Origin of the sequence: Xanthomonas sacchari, assembly GCF_040529065.1 — a bacterium.
Taxonomy (GTDB): domain Bacteria; phylum Pseudomonadota; class Gammaproteobacteria; order Xanthomonadales; family Xanthomonadaceae; genus Xanthomonas_A; species Xanthomonas_A sacchari.
The window spans coordinates 2,514,527-2,531,905 of record NZ_CP132343.1 but is presented as its reverse complement, the minus strand read 5'-3'; the positions used below and the strand labels follow the sequence as shown (position 1 = coordinate 2,531,905).

16 protein-coding genes are annotated in these 17,379 nt (G+C 70.3%); all 16 read left to right on the top strand.

All coding sequences use genetic code 11. The features are described 5' to 3' along the window. The first annotated feature begins 2 nt into the window (after positions 1-2). The 16 genes from RAB71_RS10700 to fliP all read left to right on the top strand — a co-directional run bounded on the left by RAB71_RS10700 (position 3) and on the right by fliP (position 17,378). On the top strand, positions 3-1,142 hold the full coding sequence (locus RAB71_RS10700; RefSeq protein ID WP_010341661.1) for an aromatic ring-hydroxylating dioxygenase subunit alpha: 1,140 nt from the start codon (positions 3-5) through the stop codon (positions 1,140-1,142). Beyond that, positions 1,139-1,756 carry an acetyltransferase gene (locus tag RAB71_RS10695; RefSeq protein WP_010341660.1) on the top strand — a complete coding sequence of 206 codons (618 nt, stop codon included), beginning with the start codon at positions 1,139-1,141 and terminating at the stop codon, positions 1,754-1,756. Before RAB71_RS10700 ends, RAB71_RS10695 begins: the two co-directional genes overlap by 4 nt. Positions 1,757-1,899: 143 nt before the next feature. Then, a complete protein-coding gene (locus RAB71_RS10690; RefSeq protein ID WP_234006567.1) occupies positions 1,900-3,186 on the top strand; it encodes an FkbM family methyltransferase in 1,287 nt (428 codons plus the stop codon). Positions 3,187-3,388: 202 nt separating this feature from the next. Beyond that, the gene (locus RAB71_RS10685) at positions 3,389-6,883 is read left to right on the top strand and encodes a glycosyltransferase (protein WP_244170797.1); all 3,495 of its coding nucleotides are present in this window, start codon (positions 3,389-3,391) and stop codon (positions 6,881-6,883) included. A gap of 258 nt (positions 6,884-7,141) precedes the next feature. Further along, complete coding sequence (gene fliE, locus RAB71_RS10680; protein WP_010341655.1) at positions 7,142-7,504, top strand: flagellar hook-basal body complex protein FliE; 363 nt, start codon at positions 7,142-7,144, stop codon at positions 7,502-7,504. A gap of 12 nt (positions 7,505-7,516) precedes the next feature. Beyond that, complete coding sequence (gene fliF / locus RAB71_RS10675; RefSeq protein ID WP_104609518.1) at positions 7,517-9,238, top strand: flagellar basal-body MS-ring/collar protein FliF; 1,722 nt, start codon at positions 7,517-7,519, stop codon at positions 9,236-9,238. A gap of 10 nt (positions 9,239-9,248) precedes the next feature. Then, the gene (gene fliG / locus RAB71_RS10670; RefSeq protein ID WP_010341652.1) at positions 9,249-10,238 is read left to right on the top strand and encodes a flagellar motor switch protein FliG; all 990 of its coding nucleotides are present in this window, start codon (positions 9,249-9,251) and stop codon (positions 10,236-10,238) included. Continuing rightward, positions 10,235-10,858, top strand: a complete 624-nt coding sequence (locus tag RAB71_RS10665; protein WP_010341651.1) for a FliH/SctL family protein — start codon at positions 10,235-10,237, stop codon at positions 10,856-10,858. The genes fliG and RAB71_RS10665 overlap by 4 nt, the downstream gene beginning before the upstream one ends. Continuing rightward, complete coding sequence (locus tag RAB71_RS10660; RefSeq protein ID WP_010341650.1) at positions 10,855-12,231, top strand: FliI/YscN family ATPase; 1,377 nt, start codon at positions 10,855-10,857, stop codon at positions 12,229-12,231. Before RAB71_RS10665 ends, RAB71_RS10660 begins: the two co-directional genes overlap by 4 nt. 3 nt (positions 12,232-12,234) lie before the next feature. Beyond that, positions 12,235-12,696, top strand: a complete 462-nt coding sequence (gene fliJ, locus RAB71_RS10655; protein ID WP_010341649.1) for a flagellar export protein FliJ — start codon at positions 12,235-12,237, stop codon at positions 12,694-12,696. After that, entirely contained in the window at positions 12,693-14,009 is a 1,317-nt protein-coding gene (locus tag RAB71_RS10650) for a flagellar hook-length control protein FliK (protein WP_104609519.1), read from the top strand. Before fliJ ends, RAB71_RS10650 begins: the two co-directional genes overlap by 4 nt. 249 nt (positions 14,010-14,258) lie before the next feature. Then, positions 14,259-14,777, top strand: a complete 519-nt coding sequence (locus RAB71_RS10645) for a flagellar basal body-associated protein FliL (protein WP_010343863.1) — start codon at positions 14,259-14,261, stop codon at positions 14,775-14,777. 12 nt (positions 14,778-14,789) lie between these two features. Then, positions 14,790-15,797, top strand: a complete 1,008-nt coding sequence (gene fliM, locus RAB71_RS10640) for a flagellar motor switch protein FliM (protein ID WP_010343864.1) — start codon at positions 14,790-14,792, stop codon at positions 15,795-15,797. A 59-nt stretch (positions 15,798-15,856) separates the two neighbouring features. Next, positions 15,857-16,132 (top strand): flagellar motor switch protein FliN, encoded by a 276-nt coding sequence (fliN, locus tag RAB71_RS10635; RefSeq protein WP_223875781.1) that lies wholly within the window; start codon positions 15,857-15,859, stop codon positions 16,130-16,132. Continuing rightward, positions 16,129-16,545 carry a flagellar biosynthetic protein FliO gene (fliO, locus tag RAB71_RS10630; RefSeq protein WP_010343867.1) on the top strand — a complete coding sequence of 139 codons (417 nt, stop codon included), beginning with the start codon at positions 16,129-16,131 and terminating at the stop codon, positions 16,543-16,545. The genes fliN and fliO overlap by 4 nt, the downstream gene beginning before the upstream one ends. 2 nt (positions 16,546-16,547) lie before the next feature. Then, positions 16,548-17,378, top strand: a complete 831-nt coding sequence (fliP, locus tag RAB71_RS10625) for a flagellar type III secretion system pore protein FliP (protein WP_029562219.1) — start codon at positions 16,548-16,550, stop codon at positions 17,376-17,378. Position 17,379 lies beyond the last annotated feature (1 nt).

Sequence of the window (17,379 nt, the reverse complement as noted above, 5' to 3'; positions counted from 1 at the left end):
GCATGACCCGCCACGCCCTCGACGCCGAACACTACGTCAGCCCGCACAGCCTGCGCCTGGAACAGCAAAGGCTGTTCGGCAAGCTGTGGATCTTTGTCGGCTTCGCCTCCATGGTGCGCGAGCGCAACCAGTTCTTCGCGCGCCAGGTGGCCGGGGTACCGGTGCTGGTGCAACGCACCGAGGCCGGCATCCGCGCGTTCCTCAACCAGTGTCCGCACCGGCAGTCGGCGATCCAGATCGAGTCGCACGGCAAGCGCCCGTTGGTGTGCCCGTACCATGCCTGGTCGTTCGGGGCCGAGGGCGAGTTGCGCGGGCTGCCCAATTCCGGGCTGTACCAGTTCACCGCCGAAGAGAAGGCCGGCATCTGCCTGACCAAGCTGCATCTACAGCAGGTCGGCGAACTGCTGTTCGTGAACATGGCCGAGCAGCCGCTTCCGCTAGAGGAGCAGTTCGCACCGGCGTTCCTGGAGACCCTACGCGAGGCGGCATCGCACGTGGATTCGCAGCTGATCTACAGCTGCCACCGCGTGCGCTACAACTGGAAGCTCAACATGGAGAACGTGAAGGATTACAACCATATTCCGTTCATCCATCCCAAGACCTTCAACCCCCTGATGACGGCCGCATCCAAGCCCTCGGCGCATGTGGAACGGCCGGCAGACGTACCCTCTGTGGTGCAACAACTGCTGCGGGGCGGCGAGCCGGTCCCGCTGCACGCACTGAGCTTCCCGGCCAAGGCCGAGATCGCGGTGCAGGATCACTGGTACCGGCCTCTGTGCGAGCGCTATGGCGAGGACTCGGCGTTCTACAACTGGTTCCTGTATCCGAATGTGAACTTCTACAGCGTGCGTGGCGATTCCTTTGTGCTGCAGCAGTATGACCCGGTCGCGCCCGATGAGACCGACTACCACCTGTGGGTCGCCACCGCCCGGCGTAAAAGCGAGCGGACCGATTTCACCGCCCTGCTCAGCACGCTGATGCGCATCGAACATCAGGTCATCGCCGAGGACACCGCCGTGCTGGAACGCCTGCAGGCCGGCCTGGGTTCGCATCCTCGCTCCTTCATGCACGGCGACTATGAGACAGAGCTGGTGCGCCAGCACCTTTGGTACCGCGCCAACGTGCTGGAGCAAGCGGCATGAAGACCCTGGTGCTGATCGGCCAGGGCCATGCGCTGGAGCAGGCGCAGCGCACAGCGCAGGCCTGCGGCCTGGACCATGTCGTCATCGAATTGGAATCACCGGACCGCTATAACTTCGACCTGGGCCCCTTGCATGCTAGCCATGCGCCTAGTACGACCAACGTGTTCGTTGCCATGGACGAACGCGCGGTCAATCAGTCGCGGCACAAGCTGCTGGCCGACGTGCGCCTGGCCGGCTACGGCAGCGTCGATCTGGTGTGGCCGCAGTCGCATGTCGATGACGGCGTCCGCCTGCTCGGCAACGTACACGTCGGACCCGGCTGCAACCTCGCGGCCGGCAGCAGCATCGGCGCCGGCAGCTGGCTGGAACGGCAGGTGATCGTCGAACAGGACGTACGTGTCGGCGCCTGCGTCACCCTGCATGCCGGCGTCCACCTCGGTCGCGGCACCCAGATCGGCCAGGGCAGCACCCTGGGCGGCGGCAGCATGACCCGCAGCGACGCGAAGATCGGCCGGCACTGCGAATGGCTGCTGCCCGGCACCGTGCCGGACCTGTTGGCGGACCGCTGCTTCTACGACGCGCTGATGCCTGGCGGCGCCCGCATTCTGCGTTGATGCAGGCGCGCGCCAACGCGCGAGTCGCGGTACCGTTTAACTATACGTTCCGCCAGTGACGGGAGTGGCGTCGCTGTGCCGACGTCTCCGCTTCACTTTGCCAAAAACGGCGCCACGTGCGACATCTCGCCGGGCTGGGATGCATGCACGCTTCCGGCGCAACAGGCTTCGCTAGGATCGCTCGCGAGCGGCGATCGCCGCGCGGCCTGATCGCGCTATCACGCGACATGCCCCTCGTATCCGTCTTTCCAGCGTTCGCACGCCTCCTCCTATGGCGTGCCCTTTCGAGTGGCCCCATGACTGACCACCTGGCCGCGCATAAGCGCGAAGCCGACCTGATCGATACCTGCAAGCGCGCCGGCGGCGCGATCTTCCTGGCCCCCAGTTCCAGTCTCGGCGGTCTGTATGCGGCCCGCGCCGCCGCGCTGTTGGCCGAGCGCGTCCCTGGCATCCGCATCGTCGCCCTGGATGATGTGTTTCACGAACGCCGCATCACCGATGCCGGCTTCGACGACGTGCGTCCGACGGCGACCCTCCTGCGCGACCCGGACCTGGCCGGGTTGCCCACGATCAACTGCGCCTACATGCCGACCGCATGGCTGCACTTCGACCAACTGCAGCGCCTGGGCGGCGGTCGCCGCGTCGATCTGCCGCAGTTGATGTACGCCCTGGACATTCCGCTGGTGTATCAGAGCGGACGGGTGACGCGGGAACAGACGCTTGCGCACGCCGCGCAGTTCGACGCCATGCGCGGCCGCTTCGCCGATGCACTGAGCGTGCGTACGCTGGACGCGATCCTGCAGATGCGCATGGACGGCGACCGGCGGCCGCTGCTGGACGTCCTCTGTCCGATGGAGCAGGAATACTATTCGGTGTATTCGGCGCTGGAGCATCCGCTGCGGATCGGCGCAGACGAGCACTATGTGGACATCGGCGCCTATCGCGGCGACACGGTCAAGAAGTTCCGCGCGGCATCGCGCCACCGCTACGCCGCCATCCATGCCTTCGAGCCCGATCCGGAGAACTTCGCCGCCCTGCAGCAAGGGCTTGCAGACGACGGCGGCCGCACGACCCTGTACAACGCCGCCGTCAGCGATGTCGCCGGGCCGGTAGCGTTCGACGCGCGGGGCACCATGGGAAGCCGGCTCGACGGCAGCGGCGCCGCGCGCGTGGACGGCGTGCGCCTGGACGATCTGATCGAACAGGTCAACGTCCTGAAGATGGATGTGGAAGGCGACGAGGCCAGGGTACTGCGTGGCGGCGCGGCCCTGATCGGGCGCTGCCGGCCCCGCATGGCCATCACCTGCTACCACCATGCGCTCGACCTGCTGGACATCGTCGCCGAACTCGACCGCATCGTGCCGGGGGCAACGCTACGGCTGCGGCACTACGCCATGTACTACTTCGACAGCGTGCTCTACGTGGAGTGAGGCGCGGCGGCGCCTGCTGGCCATCGTCTTCTTCGCCTTCCGGCGCGGTTGCGGCCTTTGAAGGCGATGCCTGCGTCCAGGCGATCCGGCACGGACCGGCATGCATGTTGCATCTGCGATGGATCGGGCGCAGCGTGCGCTCCGCTCCCATTCCCGCAACGGTCCATCGTTCATGCCCCACCCGCCCCTGGTCAGCGTGGTCATGCCGGCCTACAAGCTGCGCTACTTCGAGCAGGCGCTCGACAGCGTGCTGGCCCAGACCTATCCGGCGCTAGAACTGGTCATCTGTGACGACAACCCCACTGAGGCGATCGCCGAGGTGGTGGATCGCCGCGCCGCCACTGCCCCGTTCCCGATCCGCTACCACCGCAATCCGGAGCGCTACGGCGAACTCGGCAGCACCGCGCGCGCCATCGCCCTGGCCCAGGGCGAGTACGTGAAGTTCCTGCACGACGACGACGTGCTGGCGCCGGATTGCGTGGCCGCGCTGGTCGCGGCGATGCAGTCGGCGCCGGACGTGCTGCTGGCGTCCTCGCGGCGGCAGCGCATCGACAGCCACGGCGCGCCGCTGGAGGACATCCACGCCACCGCCTTCCCGTTCGCCGGCGACGTGCTGCTGGACGGGCCGGAACTGCTGTCGTTCCTGGCCGACCACACCATCAATTTCGTCGGCGAGCCCAGCTGCGTGCTGTGCCGGCGCAGCGACCTGCTGGAGATCGGCGACGAGCTGATGACGCTGGCCGGCAAGGTCATCAACTGGGTCGGCGACCTGGCGCTGTACGCCAAGCTGCTGCACCGCGGTCATCTGGCGCTGCTGGCAAAGCCCTTGACCCGGTTCCGGGTGTCGGAAGAGCAATACAGCCAGGCCGGCCGCGACCAGCCCGGCATCGGCGACCAAGGCCACGCCAACTTCCGCCAGGGCGTGCGCGCCATGGGCTGGTACCGCGGCGATGGCGACGTCCGCCAGGTCACGGTGACGCCGCTGGGCGGCGGCCCCGGCACGCCGGTGGACCTGCTGCAGGCGATTCAGGACGCCTACGCGCGGGTCTGCGTGCAGGCCGCGCTGCGCGACTGGCAGGCGCGGCGGACGGTGACGCCGGCGCAACGCGCCCTCCTCGACGCGCGTCTGGACGCCCTCGGCGGCGCGCCGCGGCTGGCCGTGCTGGTCGACGCACGCGGCGCCGACCGTGCCGCGCTGGACGCCACGCTGGACAGCCTGCTGCTTGAGGGCTCGCCGTTCGCGCAGGTGCAGGCGCTGGTGCTGGGCGACGCCCCCCTCGCCGCGTGGCCGGACCCGCGGGTCCGGGTCCTGCCCCCGCTGCCGGCCGAGGCCGATGCCGCGGCGCTGTCCGCCGCGCTGGACGCCTCGCCGGCCAGCGACTGGTGCCTGCGCGTGGTCGCAGGCAGCCGTTTCTACGCCGGCGGCCTGCTGCGGCTGCTGCTGGAACTGGCGCAGCAACCGCAGTGCAACGCACTGTATGCGGACGAATGGCTGGCCGTGGACGCGGACACCCTTGCGCCGCTGCTACGCCCGGACCCGGACCTGGACCTGCTGCTGGGCAACCCGCTGGTCACCGCCGGGCGATGGGTCTTCCGCCGCGCCGCGGTGCAGGCGCTGGGCGGCTTCGATCCGGCTTACGACGGCGCCAGCGAGCTGGACCTGATCCTGCGTTTGTTCCTGCGCGACGGCGGCGACGGCATCGCCCACCTGTCCGAGCCGCTGCTGGTCGCCGCGCCGGCCAGCGCCGAGGCCGGCGCCCAGGCGCGCCAGCGCGCGATCGCCGCGCACCTGCAGGCCCGCGGCTATCCGCAGGCCACGGTCGAACCGCTGCCGGGCGGCCTGTTCCGCATCGACTACGGCCATGCCGCGCAGCCTCCGGTCTCGATCGTGCTGTTGGCGCAGGACAACCTGCCGGCGCTGCAGCGCGCGGTGGTCAGCCTGCTCGAACAGACCGCCTACCCGGCCTACGAACTGCTGCTGGTGGACAACGCCAGCCAGGCGCCGGAGGTCACCGCGTGGATGCAGGCGGTCGCCGAACTGGGCAACGGCCGCATCCGCGTGTTCGCGCTGGAACAGCGGGTCTCCCAGGCCGAGGCGCACAACCTCGCCGCGACCCAGGCGCAAGGCGATTACCTCTTGTTCCTCGACGCCGACAGCGCCGCGGTGCAGGACGGCTGGCTGCACGCGCTGATGAACCACGCGCAGCGGCCCGAAGTCGGCATCGTCGGCGCCAAGGGCGTGTCCGCCGACGGCCGCATCACCCATGCCGGCCTGCTGCCGGGCCTGCTGGCCGGCGCCGGCCATGCCTTCACCGGTGAGGCGATGGCCCAGCCCGGCTACATGGGCCGCTTGCAGGTGGCGCACCGCTACAGCGCGGTGTCGGCGCACTGCCTGCTGGTGCGGCGGGCGTTGTTCGAGCATTTGTCCGGCTTCGATGCGGCCGGCTTCGCCGCCGGCGGCGCCGACGTGGATCTGTGCCTGCGCGCTGCCGCGGCCGGCGCCTGGACCGTGTGGACGCCGCAGGCGCTGCTGCTGCAGCCGGCCCCGGCCACGCGCAGCGAGGCCGCCGACGACGCCCTGCTGCAGCGCTGGCTGCCGGTGCTGGCGCAGGATCCGGGGTATTCGCCCAGCCTGGGCCTGGATCAGCCCGGCGGTTTCCAGCTGACCGAGTCCGAATTCTCCTGGCAGCCGCTGACGTGGAAGCCGCTGCCGCGGGTGCTCGCCCATCCGGGCGATACCTTCGGCAGCGGCCAGTACCGGGTGATCCAGCCGTTCCAGGCGCTGGCCGAGGCGGGGCAGATCGACGGCCTGTACTACGCGCGCCTGCTCGATCCGGTGGAGCTGCAGCGCATCGGTGCCGACGCGGTGGTGCTGCAGCGCCGCGTCGGCGACGCGGAACTGGCGCGAATGGAGCGCATGCGCCGGTTCGGCAATGCCTTCATGGTCTACGAACTGGACGACTACCTGCCCAATCTGCCGTTGAAGAGCGCGCATCGCGAGCAGATGCCCAAGGACGTACTGCGTTCGCTGCGGCGTGCCGCCACGCTGGTGGACCGAGTCACCGTCTCCACGCCGGACCTGGCCGAGGCGCTGGCCGGCCTGCACGGCGACATCCGCGTGGTACGCAACCGGCTGGAGCCGCAGCTGTGGGGCGCGTTGCCTGCGCCGGCAGCGTCCGCCGCGGCCAAGCCGCGGGTCGGTTGGGCCGGCGGGCTCAGCCACACCGGCGATCTGGAACTGATCGCCGACGTGGTGCAGGCGCTGGCCGGCGAGGTGCACTGGGTGTTCATGGGGCTGTGCCCGGAGCGGCTGCGCCGACACGTGCACGAGGTGCACGACGGCGTGGACTTCGCCCGCTATCCGCAGGCGCTGGCCGCGCTGGGCCTGGACCTGGCGCTGGCGCCGCTGGAAGACAACCTGTTCAACCGCTGCAAGAGCAATCTGCGCCTGCTCGAGTACGGCGCTTGCGGCTATCCGGTGGTGGCCAGCGATCTGGCGCCCTACCGCGACGGCGGGTTGCCGGTGACCCTGGTCAAGAATCGCTTCCGCGACTGGGTCAATGCGATCCGCGCGCACCTGGCCGATGCCGACGCACGGACGGCGGCCGGCACCACCCTGCGCGCGGCGGTGCAGCGCGACTGGATGTTGCAGGGCGCCAACCTGCAGGAGTGGCGGGCAGCCTGGCTGCCGGACTGAGGCCGCCCTTCCCGCCCAAGCCGAGGTCGCCGCGCTGGCGCCAGCGCGCGACCGTGACGACGCGCACAGCGTCAACCCGCCGACACGTCGCTCGCGCCTGCCCCGCGTCGTCGTCGCGGCCGGCGCCGGGAACCCGTCACCGGCCATCCGATGCCCCCGCCCGCGCCCGCCTGGGTGCCGGGCGGCGTGTGCCGGCCGTTTCGGCACACCGCTTGCATTGCATACGGGCAAGCCGTTTCCCGGCAGGGACTTCACCGTATGAGCGACTCCATCAGCTCCATCCTTTCGCAGATCCGCAGCTACCAGGGCCAGGTCGGCCAGGCGGCGCAGACGCGGGTGGGCGATGTCGGCCGCAGCAATGCGATCGAAGGCCTGGGCGGCAGCCAGGGTGTGCAGGGCCCGAGCTTCACCGAGACCCTGCGCAATGCCATCGGCGGCGTGAACGAGGCCCAGCAGAAGTCCGGCGACCTCGCCAAGGCCTTCGAACTGGGCGACCCCAGCGCCGATCTGGCCAAGGTGATGCTGGCCGCACAACAGTCCCAGGTGGCGTTTCGCGCTACCGTGGAAGTCCGCAACCGACTCGTCCAGGCGTACCAGGACGTGATGAACATGCCGCTGTAAGGGTAGAAGACGATGGCGCTTGCGATCAGCAAAGAGACGTTCAGCAGCGAAAAGGCCGGCGCGTGGTTCGACCGCCTGCAGAGCCTGCAGCTCACCCGCCGCATCGGCCTGATGGCGATGATCGCGGTGGCGGTGGCGGCCGGCCTGTTCGTGTTCTTCTGGTCGCAGAAGCCGGCCTACACCCCGCTGTACACCGGCCTGGACGAGAAAGGCACGGCCGAAGCCACCGACCTGCTGCGCACCGCGCAGATCCCGTTCAAGCTCGACCAGGCCACCGGCGCGATCACCGTGCCGGAGGACAAGCTGTACGACGCGCGGCTGAAGCTGGCCGGCTCCGGCCTGACCGACAACGGCAACATGGGCTTCGAGGTGATGGAGAAGGATCCCGGCTTCGGGGTCAGCCAGTTCGTGGAGAACGCGCGCTACCAGCACGCCCTGGAAACCGAACTGGCACGCACCATCGCCAGCCTGCGCCCGGTGCGCGAGGCGCGGGTGCACCTGGCCATTCCCAAGCCGAGCGCGTTCACCCGCCAGCGCGAGGCCGCCAGCGCCTCGGTGGTGCTGGAACTGCGCGGCGGCACCACCCTGGAACGCAACCAGGTCGATGCGATCGTCAACATGGTCGCCTCCAGCATCCCGGACCTGGCGCCGGACCGCGTCACTGTGGTCGACCAGAGCGGGCGCATGCTGACCATCGCCGACCCCAACAGCGACGCCGCGCTCAACGCCGCCCAGTTCGACCAGGTGCGGCGCCAGGAAAGCGCCTACAACCAGCGCATCCGCGAACTGCTGGAGCCGATGACCGGCCCGGGCCGGGTCAACCCGGAAGTGAACGTGGACATGGACTTCTCGGTGGTCGAGGAAGCGCGCGAGCTGTACAACGGCGACCCGCCGAAGCTGCGCAGCGAGCAGGTCAGCGACAGCAGCACCAGCACCAGCGGTCCGCAGGGCGCGCCCGGCGCGACCAGCAACTCGCCGGGCAGCGCGCCGGGCCAGCCGGGCGCTACCGGCGCCCCGCCCGCCGCCGGCACCGCCGGCACTCAGCAGGCCGCCGCCGCGACCCCGACCGAAAGCTCCAAGAGCGCCACCCGCAACTACGAGCTGGACCGCACCCTGCAGCACACCCGGCAGCCGGCCGGGCGGATCAAGCGCGTGTCGGTGGCGGTGCTGGTGGACCACGTGATGCGGCCGGGCGCCAAGGGCAAGATGACCGAACAGGCGCTCAGCGCCGCCGAGCTGACCCGCATCGAAGGCCTGGTCAAGCAAGCGGTAGGCTTCAATGCCGAACGCGGCGACACCGTCTCGGTGATGAACGCCCCGTTCGTCCGCCAGGCCCCGGAAGCGGCCGACAAGCCCGGTTGGTGGGAAGATCCGCGGGTGATGAACGTCGCGCGCCTGGTGCTGGGTGCGGCGGTGGTGCTGGCGCTGCTGTTCGGCGTGCTGCGCCCGGCGCTGCGCCAGATCGCCGGTCCCGCACCGGCTGCGGCCGTAGGCCACGACCGCGAGGGCGGCGAGCCGCGCGACGCCAAGCTGTCGATGCTCGACGACGACAACCCGCTGCTGCCGTCGCTGGGCGAGGACACCGCCAGCCTCAGCGGCGGCGCTGGCGGCAACCCCGCCATTGCCCTGCCCGACGCCTACGAAGAACGGTTGCGTCAGGCCCGCGAAGCGGTCAAACAGGATTCCAAGCGCGTGGCGCAGGTCGTGAAGGGATGGGTCGCCAGTGAAGCCTGATGCGAATGCAATGAATGGCACCCAGCGCGCCGCCGTGCTGCTGCTGTCGCTCGGCGAGGCCGACGCGGCCGAGGTGCTCAAGCACATGGACCCCAAGGAGGTGCAGAAGATCGGCATCGCCATGGCGACGCTGAGCGGCATCTCGCGCGACCAGGTCGAGAAGGTCATGGAGGAGTTCAACGCCGAGCTGGGCAGCAAGACCTCGCTGGGCGTGGGCGCCGACGACTACATCCGCAACGTGCTGGTGCAGGCGCTGGGCGCCGACAAGGCCGGCAGCCTGATCGACCGCATCCTGCTGGGCCGCAACACCACCGGCCTGGACACCCTGAAGTGGATGGACCCGCGCTCCATCGCCGACCTGGTGCGCAACGAGCATCCGCAGATCATCGCCATCGTGATGGCGCACCTGGACAGCGACCAGGCCGCCGAGGCGCTGAAGCTGCTGCCCGAGCGCACCCGCGCCGACGTGCTGATGCGCATCGCCACCCTCGACGGCATCCCGCCGCACGCGCTCAACGAGCTCAACGAGATCATGGAGCGGCAGTTCTCCGGCAACCAGAACCTGAAGTCGTCCAACGTGGGCGGGGTCAAGGTGGCCGCGAACATCCTCAACTTCCTGGACAGCGGCTCGGACCAGGGCGTGCTGTCGGCGATCAGCAAGATCGACGCCGACCTGGGCAGCCGCATCCAGGACCTGATGTTCGTGTTCGACAACCTGGTGGAGCTGGACGACCGCGGGCTGCAGACCATGCTGCGCGAAGTCAGCGGCGACCGCCTCGGCCTGGCCCTGCGCGGCGCCGACATCAAGGTGCGCGACAAGATCACCAAGAACATGTCCCAGCGCGCCGCCGAGATCCTGCTGGAAGACATGGAGGCGCGCGGCCCGGTGCGCCTGTCCGACGTGGAGGCCGCGCAGAAGGAGATCCTGGCGATCGTGCGGCGCCTGGCCGATGAGGGCGCGATCAGCCTCGGCGGCAGCGGTGCGGAGGCCATGGTATGAACGGCAACGTGGTGCGCTGGCTGGCGCCGGAACTCGATGCCCCGCCCCCGCTGGCGGCGCAGCCGTACGAGGATGTGCTGCCGGACGAGCCGGTGCTGCGCCCGCCGAGCCTGGAGGAGATCCAGGCGATCGAGGCCGCGGCGCAGCACGAAGGCTTCGAACGCGGCCACGCCGAGGGCCTGGCGCAGGGCCAGGCCGAGATCCGCCGCCTGACCGCGCAGATCGAAGGCATCCTGGACAACTTCTCGCGGCCGCTGGCGCGGCTGGAGAACGAAGTGGTCGGCGCGCTCGGCGAACTGGCCGTGCGCATCGCCGGCAGCCTGGTCGGCCGCGCCTACCAGGCCGACCCGGTGCTGCTGTCGGAGCTGGTCGCCGAGGCGCTGGACGCGGTCGGCGGCGCGCGCCGCGACGTCGAGGTGCGCCTGCACCCGGACGACATCGCCGCGCTGACCCCGCTGCTGACGCTGATGGACCAGGGCATCCGGCTGGTGCCGGACCTGAGCCTGAGCCGCGGCGACCTGCGCGTGCACGCCGAATCGGTGCGCATCGACGGCACCCTCGAGGCGCGCCTGCGCGCGGCGCTGGAGACGGTGATGCGCAAGTCCGGAGCGGGCCTGTGAGCGCGCTGTCCGGCACCCACCCCGGCGACTGGCTGGATGCGCGCAACCTGCGCCTGGCCGGCCGCCTGGGCAAGCTCGACCTGGACGCGGCCGCCGGCCGCGGCCTGATCCGCGAGGGCATCCTGCGCCGTGCGGTCGGCCTGACCCTGGAAGCGGTCGGCTGCGAGGCGCCGATGGGCGCCACCTGCAAGGTCGAGGTCGACGGCGGCTGGGTCGATGCCGAAGTGGTCGGCTTCTCCGGCGACCGCACCTCGCTGATGCCCAGCGCCGAAACCCACGGCCTGCTGCCCAACGCGCGGGTGGTGCCGCTGCACCGCCGCGGCGGCGTGGAAGTGGGCGAAGGCCTGCTCGGCCGGGTCATCGATTCGGACGGCGTGCCGCTGGACGGCAAGGGCCCGATCCGCGCCGAAGGTTCGGTGGGCATGGCCGGCGTGTCGATCAACCCGCTGGCGCGCGAACCCATCACCACCCCGCTGGACGTGGGCGTGCGCGCGATCAACGCGCTGCTGCCGATCGGCCGCGGCCAGCGCGTGGGCCTGTTCGCCGGCTCCGGCGTCGGCAAGTCCACCCTGCTGGGCATGATGACCCGCTACACCGCCGCCGACGTGATCGTGGTCGGGCTGATCGGCGAACGCGGCCGCGAAGTGCGCGATTTCGTCGAGACCACCCTGGGCGAGGAAGGCCTGCGCCGCGCCGTGGTGGTCGCCGCCCCGGCCGACCGCCCGCCGCTGGCGCGCCTGCACGGCGCCTACCGCGCCACCGCGATCGCCGAATGGTTCCGCGACCAGGGCCTGAACGTGCTGCTGCTGATGGACTCGCTGACCCGCTTCGCCCAGGCCCAGCGCGAGATCGGCCTGTCGGTGGGCGAGCCGCCGACCACCCGCGGCTACCCGCCGTCGGTGTTCGCCAAGCTGCCGGCGCTGGTCGAGCGCGCCGGCAACGGCGCCAAGGGCCGCGGCTCGATCACCGCCTTCTACACCGTGCTCACCGAAGGCGACGATCCGCAGGACCCGATCGCCGACGCCGCGCGCGCCATCCTCGACGGCCACATCCTGCTGTCGCGGCGCGTGGCCGACAGCGGCCTGTACCCGGCCATCGACGTCGAGTCCTCGGTCAGCCGCGTGGTCCAGGACATCGCCGACGAGCCGTGGCGCCTGCGCATCCGCTCGCTGAAGCGGCTGGTGGCCGCGTACTCGGCCAACCGCGACCTGATCACCATCGGCGCCTACCAGCGCGGCAACGATCCGGCCGTGGACGAAGCGCTGGAGCGCTGGCCGGAGATCATGGAATTCCTCGGACAGGACGTCGCCAAAGCCGCAGATCTGCCCCACAGCCAGGCCGCCCTCAAGCGCCTGGTCGACCGCGAGAACTAAGCCATGATGCAATCGCAACGTCTCGATCCCCTGCTCCGCCGCGCCCAGCAGCACGAAGACGAGGTCGCCCGCGATCTCGCCGAGCGCCAGCGCGCCCTGGCCACCCACGAGTCGCGGCTGGAGGAACTGCGCCGCTACGCCGAGGAGTACGCCAACAGCCAGATGGCCGCGACCAGCCTGGCGCAACTGGCCAACCGCCGCGCCTTCCTGGACCGGCTGGAGAGCGCGGTGCAGCAGCAATGCCAGACCGTGGACCGCAACCGCGAGAAGGTGGAGATGGAACGCAGCCGGCTGCTGCTGGCCAGCCGCGACAAGCAGGTGCTGGAACAGCTCGCGGCCAGCTACCGCGCGCAGGAACGCAAGGTCGACGACCGCCGCAGCCAGCGCGAGATGGACGACCTCGGAGCGCGCCGCGCGCGCCTGGCGGCCACCGCCGACGAACACGATGACGGAGACGGACGATGAACAACGCGCTTTCCGCGCTGGGCGGCAGCGGCCGCGCCAGCCAGATCGGCGGCGGCAGCGACACCCAGGGTGCAGACCGCAGCGGCGGTCGCGACAAGGACTTCGCCAAGCTGCTCGGTGGCGGCGGCTCGGCGCGCACCACCGCGCCCAAGCCCGCCGCCCGCGAGACGGCCAAGGCGGCGCAGGGTGCCGACAAGGACCAGGCCGACAAGCGCCCGGCCGCCGCGGACGACACCGCCAGCGATCCGGCGCGCAGCGCGCAGGCCGGCGACAAGGTCGCCCAGGACAATGAAAAGAGCAGCACCGAGACCAAGGCCACGGCCAAGGACAAGGCCAAGACCGAGGACAAGCGCGACGACGCCAAGCCGGACGACAGCGCCTGGCCGCCGGCCGGGCTGGCCGGCATCGGCCTGGGCCTGCTGCCGGCGATCGGCGCGGCGGTCCTGCCGGCCGCCACCGCGACCCCGCTGGGTGCGGCGGCCGGGCTGGCGGTCGGCGTCGCCGGCGCCGTGGCCAACGGCGTGGGCGCGCTGCTCGGCGGCGACGCCGCGGCGCAGACCGCGGCCGGCGCCACCGATCCCAATGCCGCCACCGCCGGCAGCGCTGCCGCGACGGCCGGCACAGCCCCGGCCTCCGCTGCCGGCGGCTTCGGCGCGATGCTGCTGGCGCAGGCCGGGTCGGCCGACAAGGCCGGTGGCGGCGACACCGCGGCCCCGCTGGCGGCACTGGCCGCCATCGCCGCCGCGGCCGGCGGCAAGACGGGCGAGAGCGGCGACGCCGCGCCCGCCGCCGACCCCAGCGCCATCGTGCCGACCGCGGCGACGGCGCCGCTGCACGCCACCACGCGGCTGACCGATCCGCAGCCGTTCACCGGCTCGCCGACGCCGACCCCGAACCTGCACGGCAACCAGTTCGACGAGGAACTGGGCGCGCGCATCAGCTGGCTCGCCGACCAGAAGATCGGCCACGCCCACATCAAGCTGAATCCGGCCGAGCTGGGCCCGGTCGAGGTGCGCCTGCACATGACCGGCGACCAGGTCAACGCCAGTTTCAGCAGCGCCCAGGCCGACGTGCGCCAGGCCCTGGAGAACAGCCTGCCGCGCCTGCGCGACATGCTCGGCCAGCACGGCTTCCAGCTTGGCCAGGCCGATGTCGGCCAGCAGCAGCCGCAGCAACAGCAGGCCAATACGCAGGGCACGCCGCAGGGCGGCAGCAGCCTCGGTGGCAGCGAGCTGGGCGACGACCTGTCCGGCAGCGTCGGGATTCCGTCGGTGGTCCTGCGCCAGCGCGGCCTGCTCGACGCCTACGCCTGATCCTGGCGGCGTAGCCGCCGCCCCGGCTGGGGCGATGTGTGTGGTGCAGGGGGCGACCGCCCCGACGTATCTCGGGGGAGTGCGTCGGGGCCGTAACGCTTCCCCTGCCGGAACCCGTTGCCCCGCAAGGGTCTCGCCCGCGCCTGCATGGGCGCGCGGCGCCACCGTCAAACACCCGGCGCGCCAGGCGCGCGGTTTCGGCACGGCGATTGCATCCTTAGGGGCAGACCCCCTTCAGGAGCCCGCTCTGTGTCAGCCGCCGACAAATCCAAGAAAGACGCCAAGGACGCCCCGGAAGGCGGCAAGTCGAAGAAGAAGCTGCTGATCATCGTCGTTGCGGCGGTGCTGGTGCTGGGCGGCGGCGGTGCCGGTGCGTTCTTCTTCCTGAAGAGGCCCGAGGGCGGCCACGCCAAGGCCGAGGCGAAGACCGCCGAGATTCCCAAGCCGGCGCAGTACTTCCCGATGGAACCGGCGTTCGTGGTCAACCTCAACGGCGGCGCGGAAGACGGCCCGCACTATCTGCAGCTCGAAGTGCAGCTGATGACCCGCGATCCGGAAGAGCTGAAGCTGATCACCGAGAACGCCCCGGCGATCCGCGCCAACCTGCTGATGCTGTTCTCGCAGGTGCAGGCGACCGACATCGCCAACATCGACGGCCGCAAGAAGCTGCAGGCCGAGGCGCTGGCCACCGCGCAGAAGCTGATGACCGCCGAGACCGGCAAGAAGTGCGTGGAAGAACTGCTGTTCACCAGCTTCGTCACACAGTAAGGCGCCGCCGCGATGACCGACCTGCTCTCCCAAGACGAGATCGATGCCCTGCTGCATGGCGTCGACGCCGGCGTGGTGGATACCGAGCCGGCGCCGGCCGAGCCTGGCGAAGCGCGTAGCTACGACTTCTCCAGCCAGGACCGGATCATCCGTGGGCGCATGCCGACCCTGGAGATGGTCAACGAGCGCTTCGCCCGCCTGTGGCGGATCGGCCTGTTCAACCTGATCCGGCGCTCGGCCGACCTGTCGGTGCGCGGCATCGACCTGATCAAGTTCAACGACTACATGCACTCGCTGTACGTGCCGAGCAACCTGAACCTGATCAAGTTCAAGCCGCTGCGCGGCACCGGCCTGATCGTGTTCGAGCCGACCCTGGTGTTCACCGTGGTCGACAACTTCTTCGGCGGCGACGGCCGTTACCCCACCCGCATCGAGGGCCGCGAGTTCACCCCGACCGAGATGCGGGTCATCCAGCTGATGCTCAAGCAGACCTTCGCCGACCTGGCCGAGGCCTGGGCGCCGGTGATGGAGGTGGAGTTCGAGTACCTCAATTCCGAGGTCAACCCGCACTTTGCCAACATCGTCACCCCGCGCGAGTACGTGGTGGTCAGCCGCTTCCACGTGGAGCTGGAAGGCGGCGGCGGCGAGATCCACGTGACCCTGCCGTACTCGATGCTGGAGCCGATCCGCGAACTGCTCGACGCCGGCATCCAGAGCGACCGCGTGGACCGCGACGAGAGCTGGAACATCATGCTGCGCGAGCAGCTGTTCGGCTCGGAGGTCACCATTTCCAGCGTGCTGGCGCAGAAGCAGATGAGCCTGCGCGAGTTGACCCGGCTGAAGATCGGCGACGTGCTGCCGATCGACCTGCCCAAGCAGGTGCCGCTGTGCGTGGAGAACATCCCGGTGTTCACCGGTGAGTTCGGCATCTCGCACGGCCAGAACGCGGTGAAGATCACCGCCACCCATCCCCCCGGCGCGCTGCGCCGCCGCCCCGCTCTCCAGGAAGACCTGCCATGACCCAGACCGATCCCACCCAGCCGGCGCCGGCCCAGTTCGACAGCCTGCAGCCGGATGCCATGGCCGAGTCCAACGACCTGAACCTGGACGTGATCCTGGACGTGCCGGTGACCCTGTCGCTGGAAGTGGGCCGCAGCCGCATCCCGATCCGCAACCTGCTGCAGCTCAACCAGGGCTCGGTGGTGGAGCTGGAGCGCGGCGCCGGCGAACCGCTGGACGTGTACGTCAACGGCACCCTGATCGCACACGGCGAGGTGGTGACCATCAACGACCGCTTCGGCGTGCGCCTGACCGACGTGGTCAGCCCCAGCGAGCGCATCCGGAGACTGCGGTGAGCCTGCTGCTCGCCGTCGCCGCGCAGACCGCCAGGCACGGCGCGGGCGTCGGTAGCGCGGCGCCGTCGGCGCCCAGCCTGGTCGGTGCGGTGTTCGCGCTGCTGCTGGTGCTGGGCCTGATCCTGGCCATGGCCTGGGTGCTCAAGCGCCTGCCCGGCAGCGGCTTCCGCCCGGCACAAGGCTTGCGCGTGGTCGCCAGCCTGGCGGTCGGCGCCAAGGAGCGGGTGGTGGTGGTCGAGGTCAACGGCGAACAGCTGCTGCTCGGCGTCTCGCCCGGCGGGGTACGCACCTTGCATCACCTGCCCGAGCCGCTGCCGCAGGCGCCCGCGCCGACCCTGCCCTCGATCAAGCAGTTCAAGCAGCTTCCCGATTTCGCCCAGCTTCTGGCGCAGAAGCTGCGCAAGGACAAATGACCATGCCGTTTTTCTGGAACCGCAACGCCCGCCGCCTGCGCCTGCTGCTGATCCTGTTGACGCTGAGCCTGCTGCCCGCGTTCGCCTGGGCGCAGGCCAAGCCGGCGCCGGCCACCACGCCGACCGCGCAGGCCCCGCAGAACGCCGCGCCCACCCTGCCCTCGCTGCCGGAGGTCAACGTCGGCAAGATCGGCGCGCAGCCGGTGAGCCTGCCGCTGCAGACCCTGCTGCTGATGACGGCCATCACCCTGCTGCCGTCGCTGCTGCTGGTGCTGACCGCCTTCACCCGCATCACCATCGTGCTCGGCCTGCTGCGTCAGGCGCTGGGCACCGGGCAGACGCCCTCCAACCAGGTGCTGATGGGCCTGGCGTTGTTCCTGACCGCGCTGGTGATGATGCCGGTGTGGGAAAAGGCCTGGGGCCAGGGCATGAGCCCGTATCTCAACGGCCAGATCGATTTCCAGACCGCGTGGACGCTGACCACGCAGCCGCTGCGCGCGTTCATGCTGGCGCAGGTGCGCGAGACCGACCTGATGACCTTCGCCGGCATGGCCGGCAACGGCACCTACAGCGGCCCGGACGCGGTGCCGTTCCAGGTGCTGGTGGCCTCGTTCGTCACCAGCGAGCTGAAGACGGCGTTCGAGATCGGCTTCCTGATCTTCATTCCGTTCGTGATCATCGATCTGGTGGTGGCCAGCGTGCTGATGTCGATGGGCATGATGATGATGTCGCCGATGCTGATCTCGGCGCCGTTCAAGATCCTGCTGTTCGTGCTGGTCGACGGCTGGGTGCTGACGGTCGGCACGCTGGCCGCCAGTTTCAACGGGGTCTGAG

Excerpts from the sequence above, each read along its gene's own strand:
- fliJ (WP_010341649.1), top strand. The coding sequence starts at position 12,235 with ATGATGCAATCGCAACGTCTCGATCCCCTGCTCCGCCGCGCCCAGCAG.
- fliP (WP_029562219.1), top strand. The coding sequence starts at position 16,548 with ATGCCGTTTTTCTGGAACCGCAACGCCCGCCGCCTGCGCCTGCTGCTG.
- RAB71_RS10695 (WP_010341660.1), top strand. The coding sequence starts at position 1,139 with ATGAAGACCCTGGTGCTGATCGGCCAGGGCCATGCGCTGGAGCAGGCG.
- RAB71_RS10665 (WP_010341651.1), top strand. The coding sequence starts at position 10,235 with ATGAACGGCAACGTGGTGCGCTGGCTGGCGCCGGAACTCGATGCCCCG.
- RAB71_RS10650 (WP_104609519.1), top strand. The coding sequence starts at position 12,693 with ATGAACAACGCGCTTTCCGCGCTGGGCGGCAGCGGCCGCGCCAGCCAG.
- fliM (WP_010343864.1), top strand. The coding sequence starts at position 14,790 with ATGACCGACCTGCTCTCCCAAGACGAGATCGATGCCCTGCTGCATGGC.
- fliE (WP_010341655.1), top strand. The coding sequence starts at position 7,142 with ATGAGCGACTCCATCAGCTCCATCCTTTCGCAGATCCGCAGCTACCAG.
- fliG (WP_010341652.1), top strand. The coding sequence starts at position 9,249 with ATGAATGGCACCCAGCGCGCCGCCGTGCTGCTGCTGTCGCTCGGCGAG.
- fliN (WP_223875781.1), top strand. The coding sequence starts at position 15,857 with ATGGCCGAGTCCAACGACCTGAACCTGGACGTGATCCTGGACGTGCCG.
- RAB71_RS10690 (WP_234006567.1), top strand. The coding sequence starts at position 1,900 with ATGCACGCTTCCGGCGCAACAGGCTTCGCTAGGATCGCTCGCGAGCGG.
- RAB71_RS10700 (WP_010341661.1), top strand. The coding sequence starts at position 3 with ATGACCCGCCACGCCCTCGACGCCGAACACTACGTCAGCCCGCACAGC.
- fliF (WP_104609518.1), top strand. The coding sequence starts at position 7,517 with ATGGCGCTTGCGATCAGCAAAGAGACGTTCAGCAGCGAAAAGGCCGGC.
- RAB71_RS10685 (WP_244170797.1), top strand. The coding sequence starts at position 3,389 with ATGCCGGCCTACAAGCTGCGCTACTTCGAGCAGGCGCTCGACAGCGTG.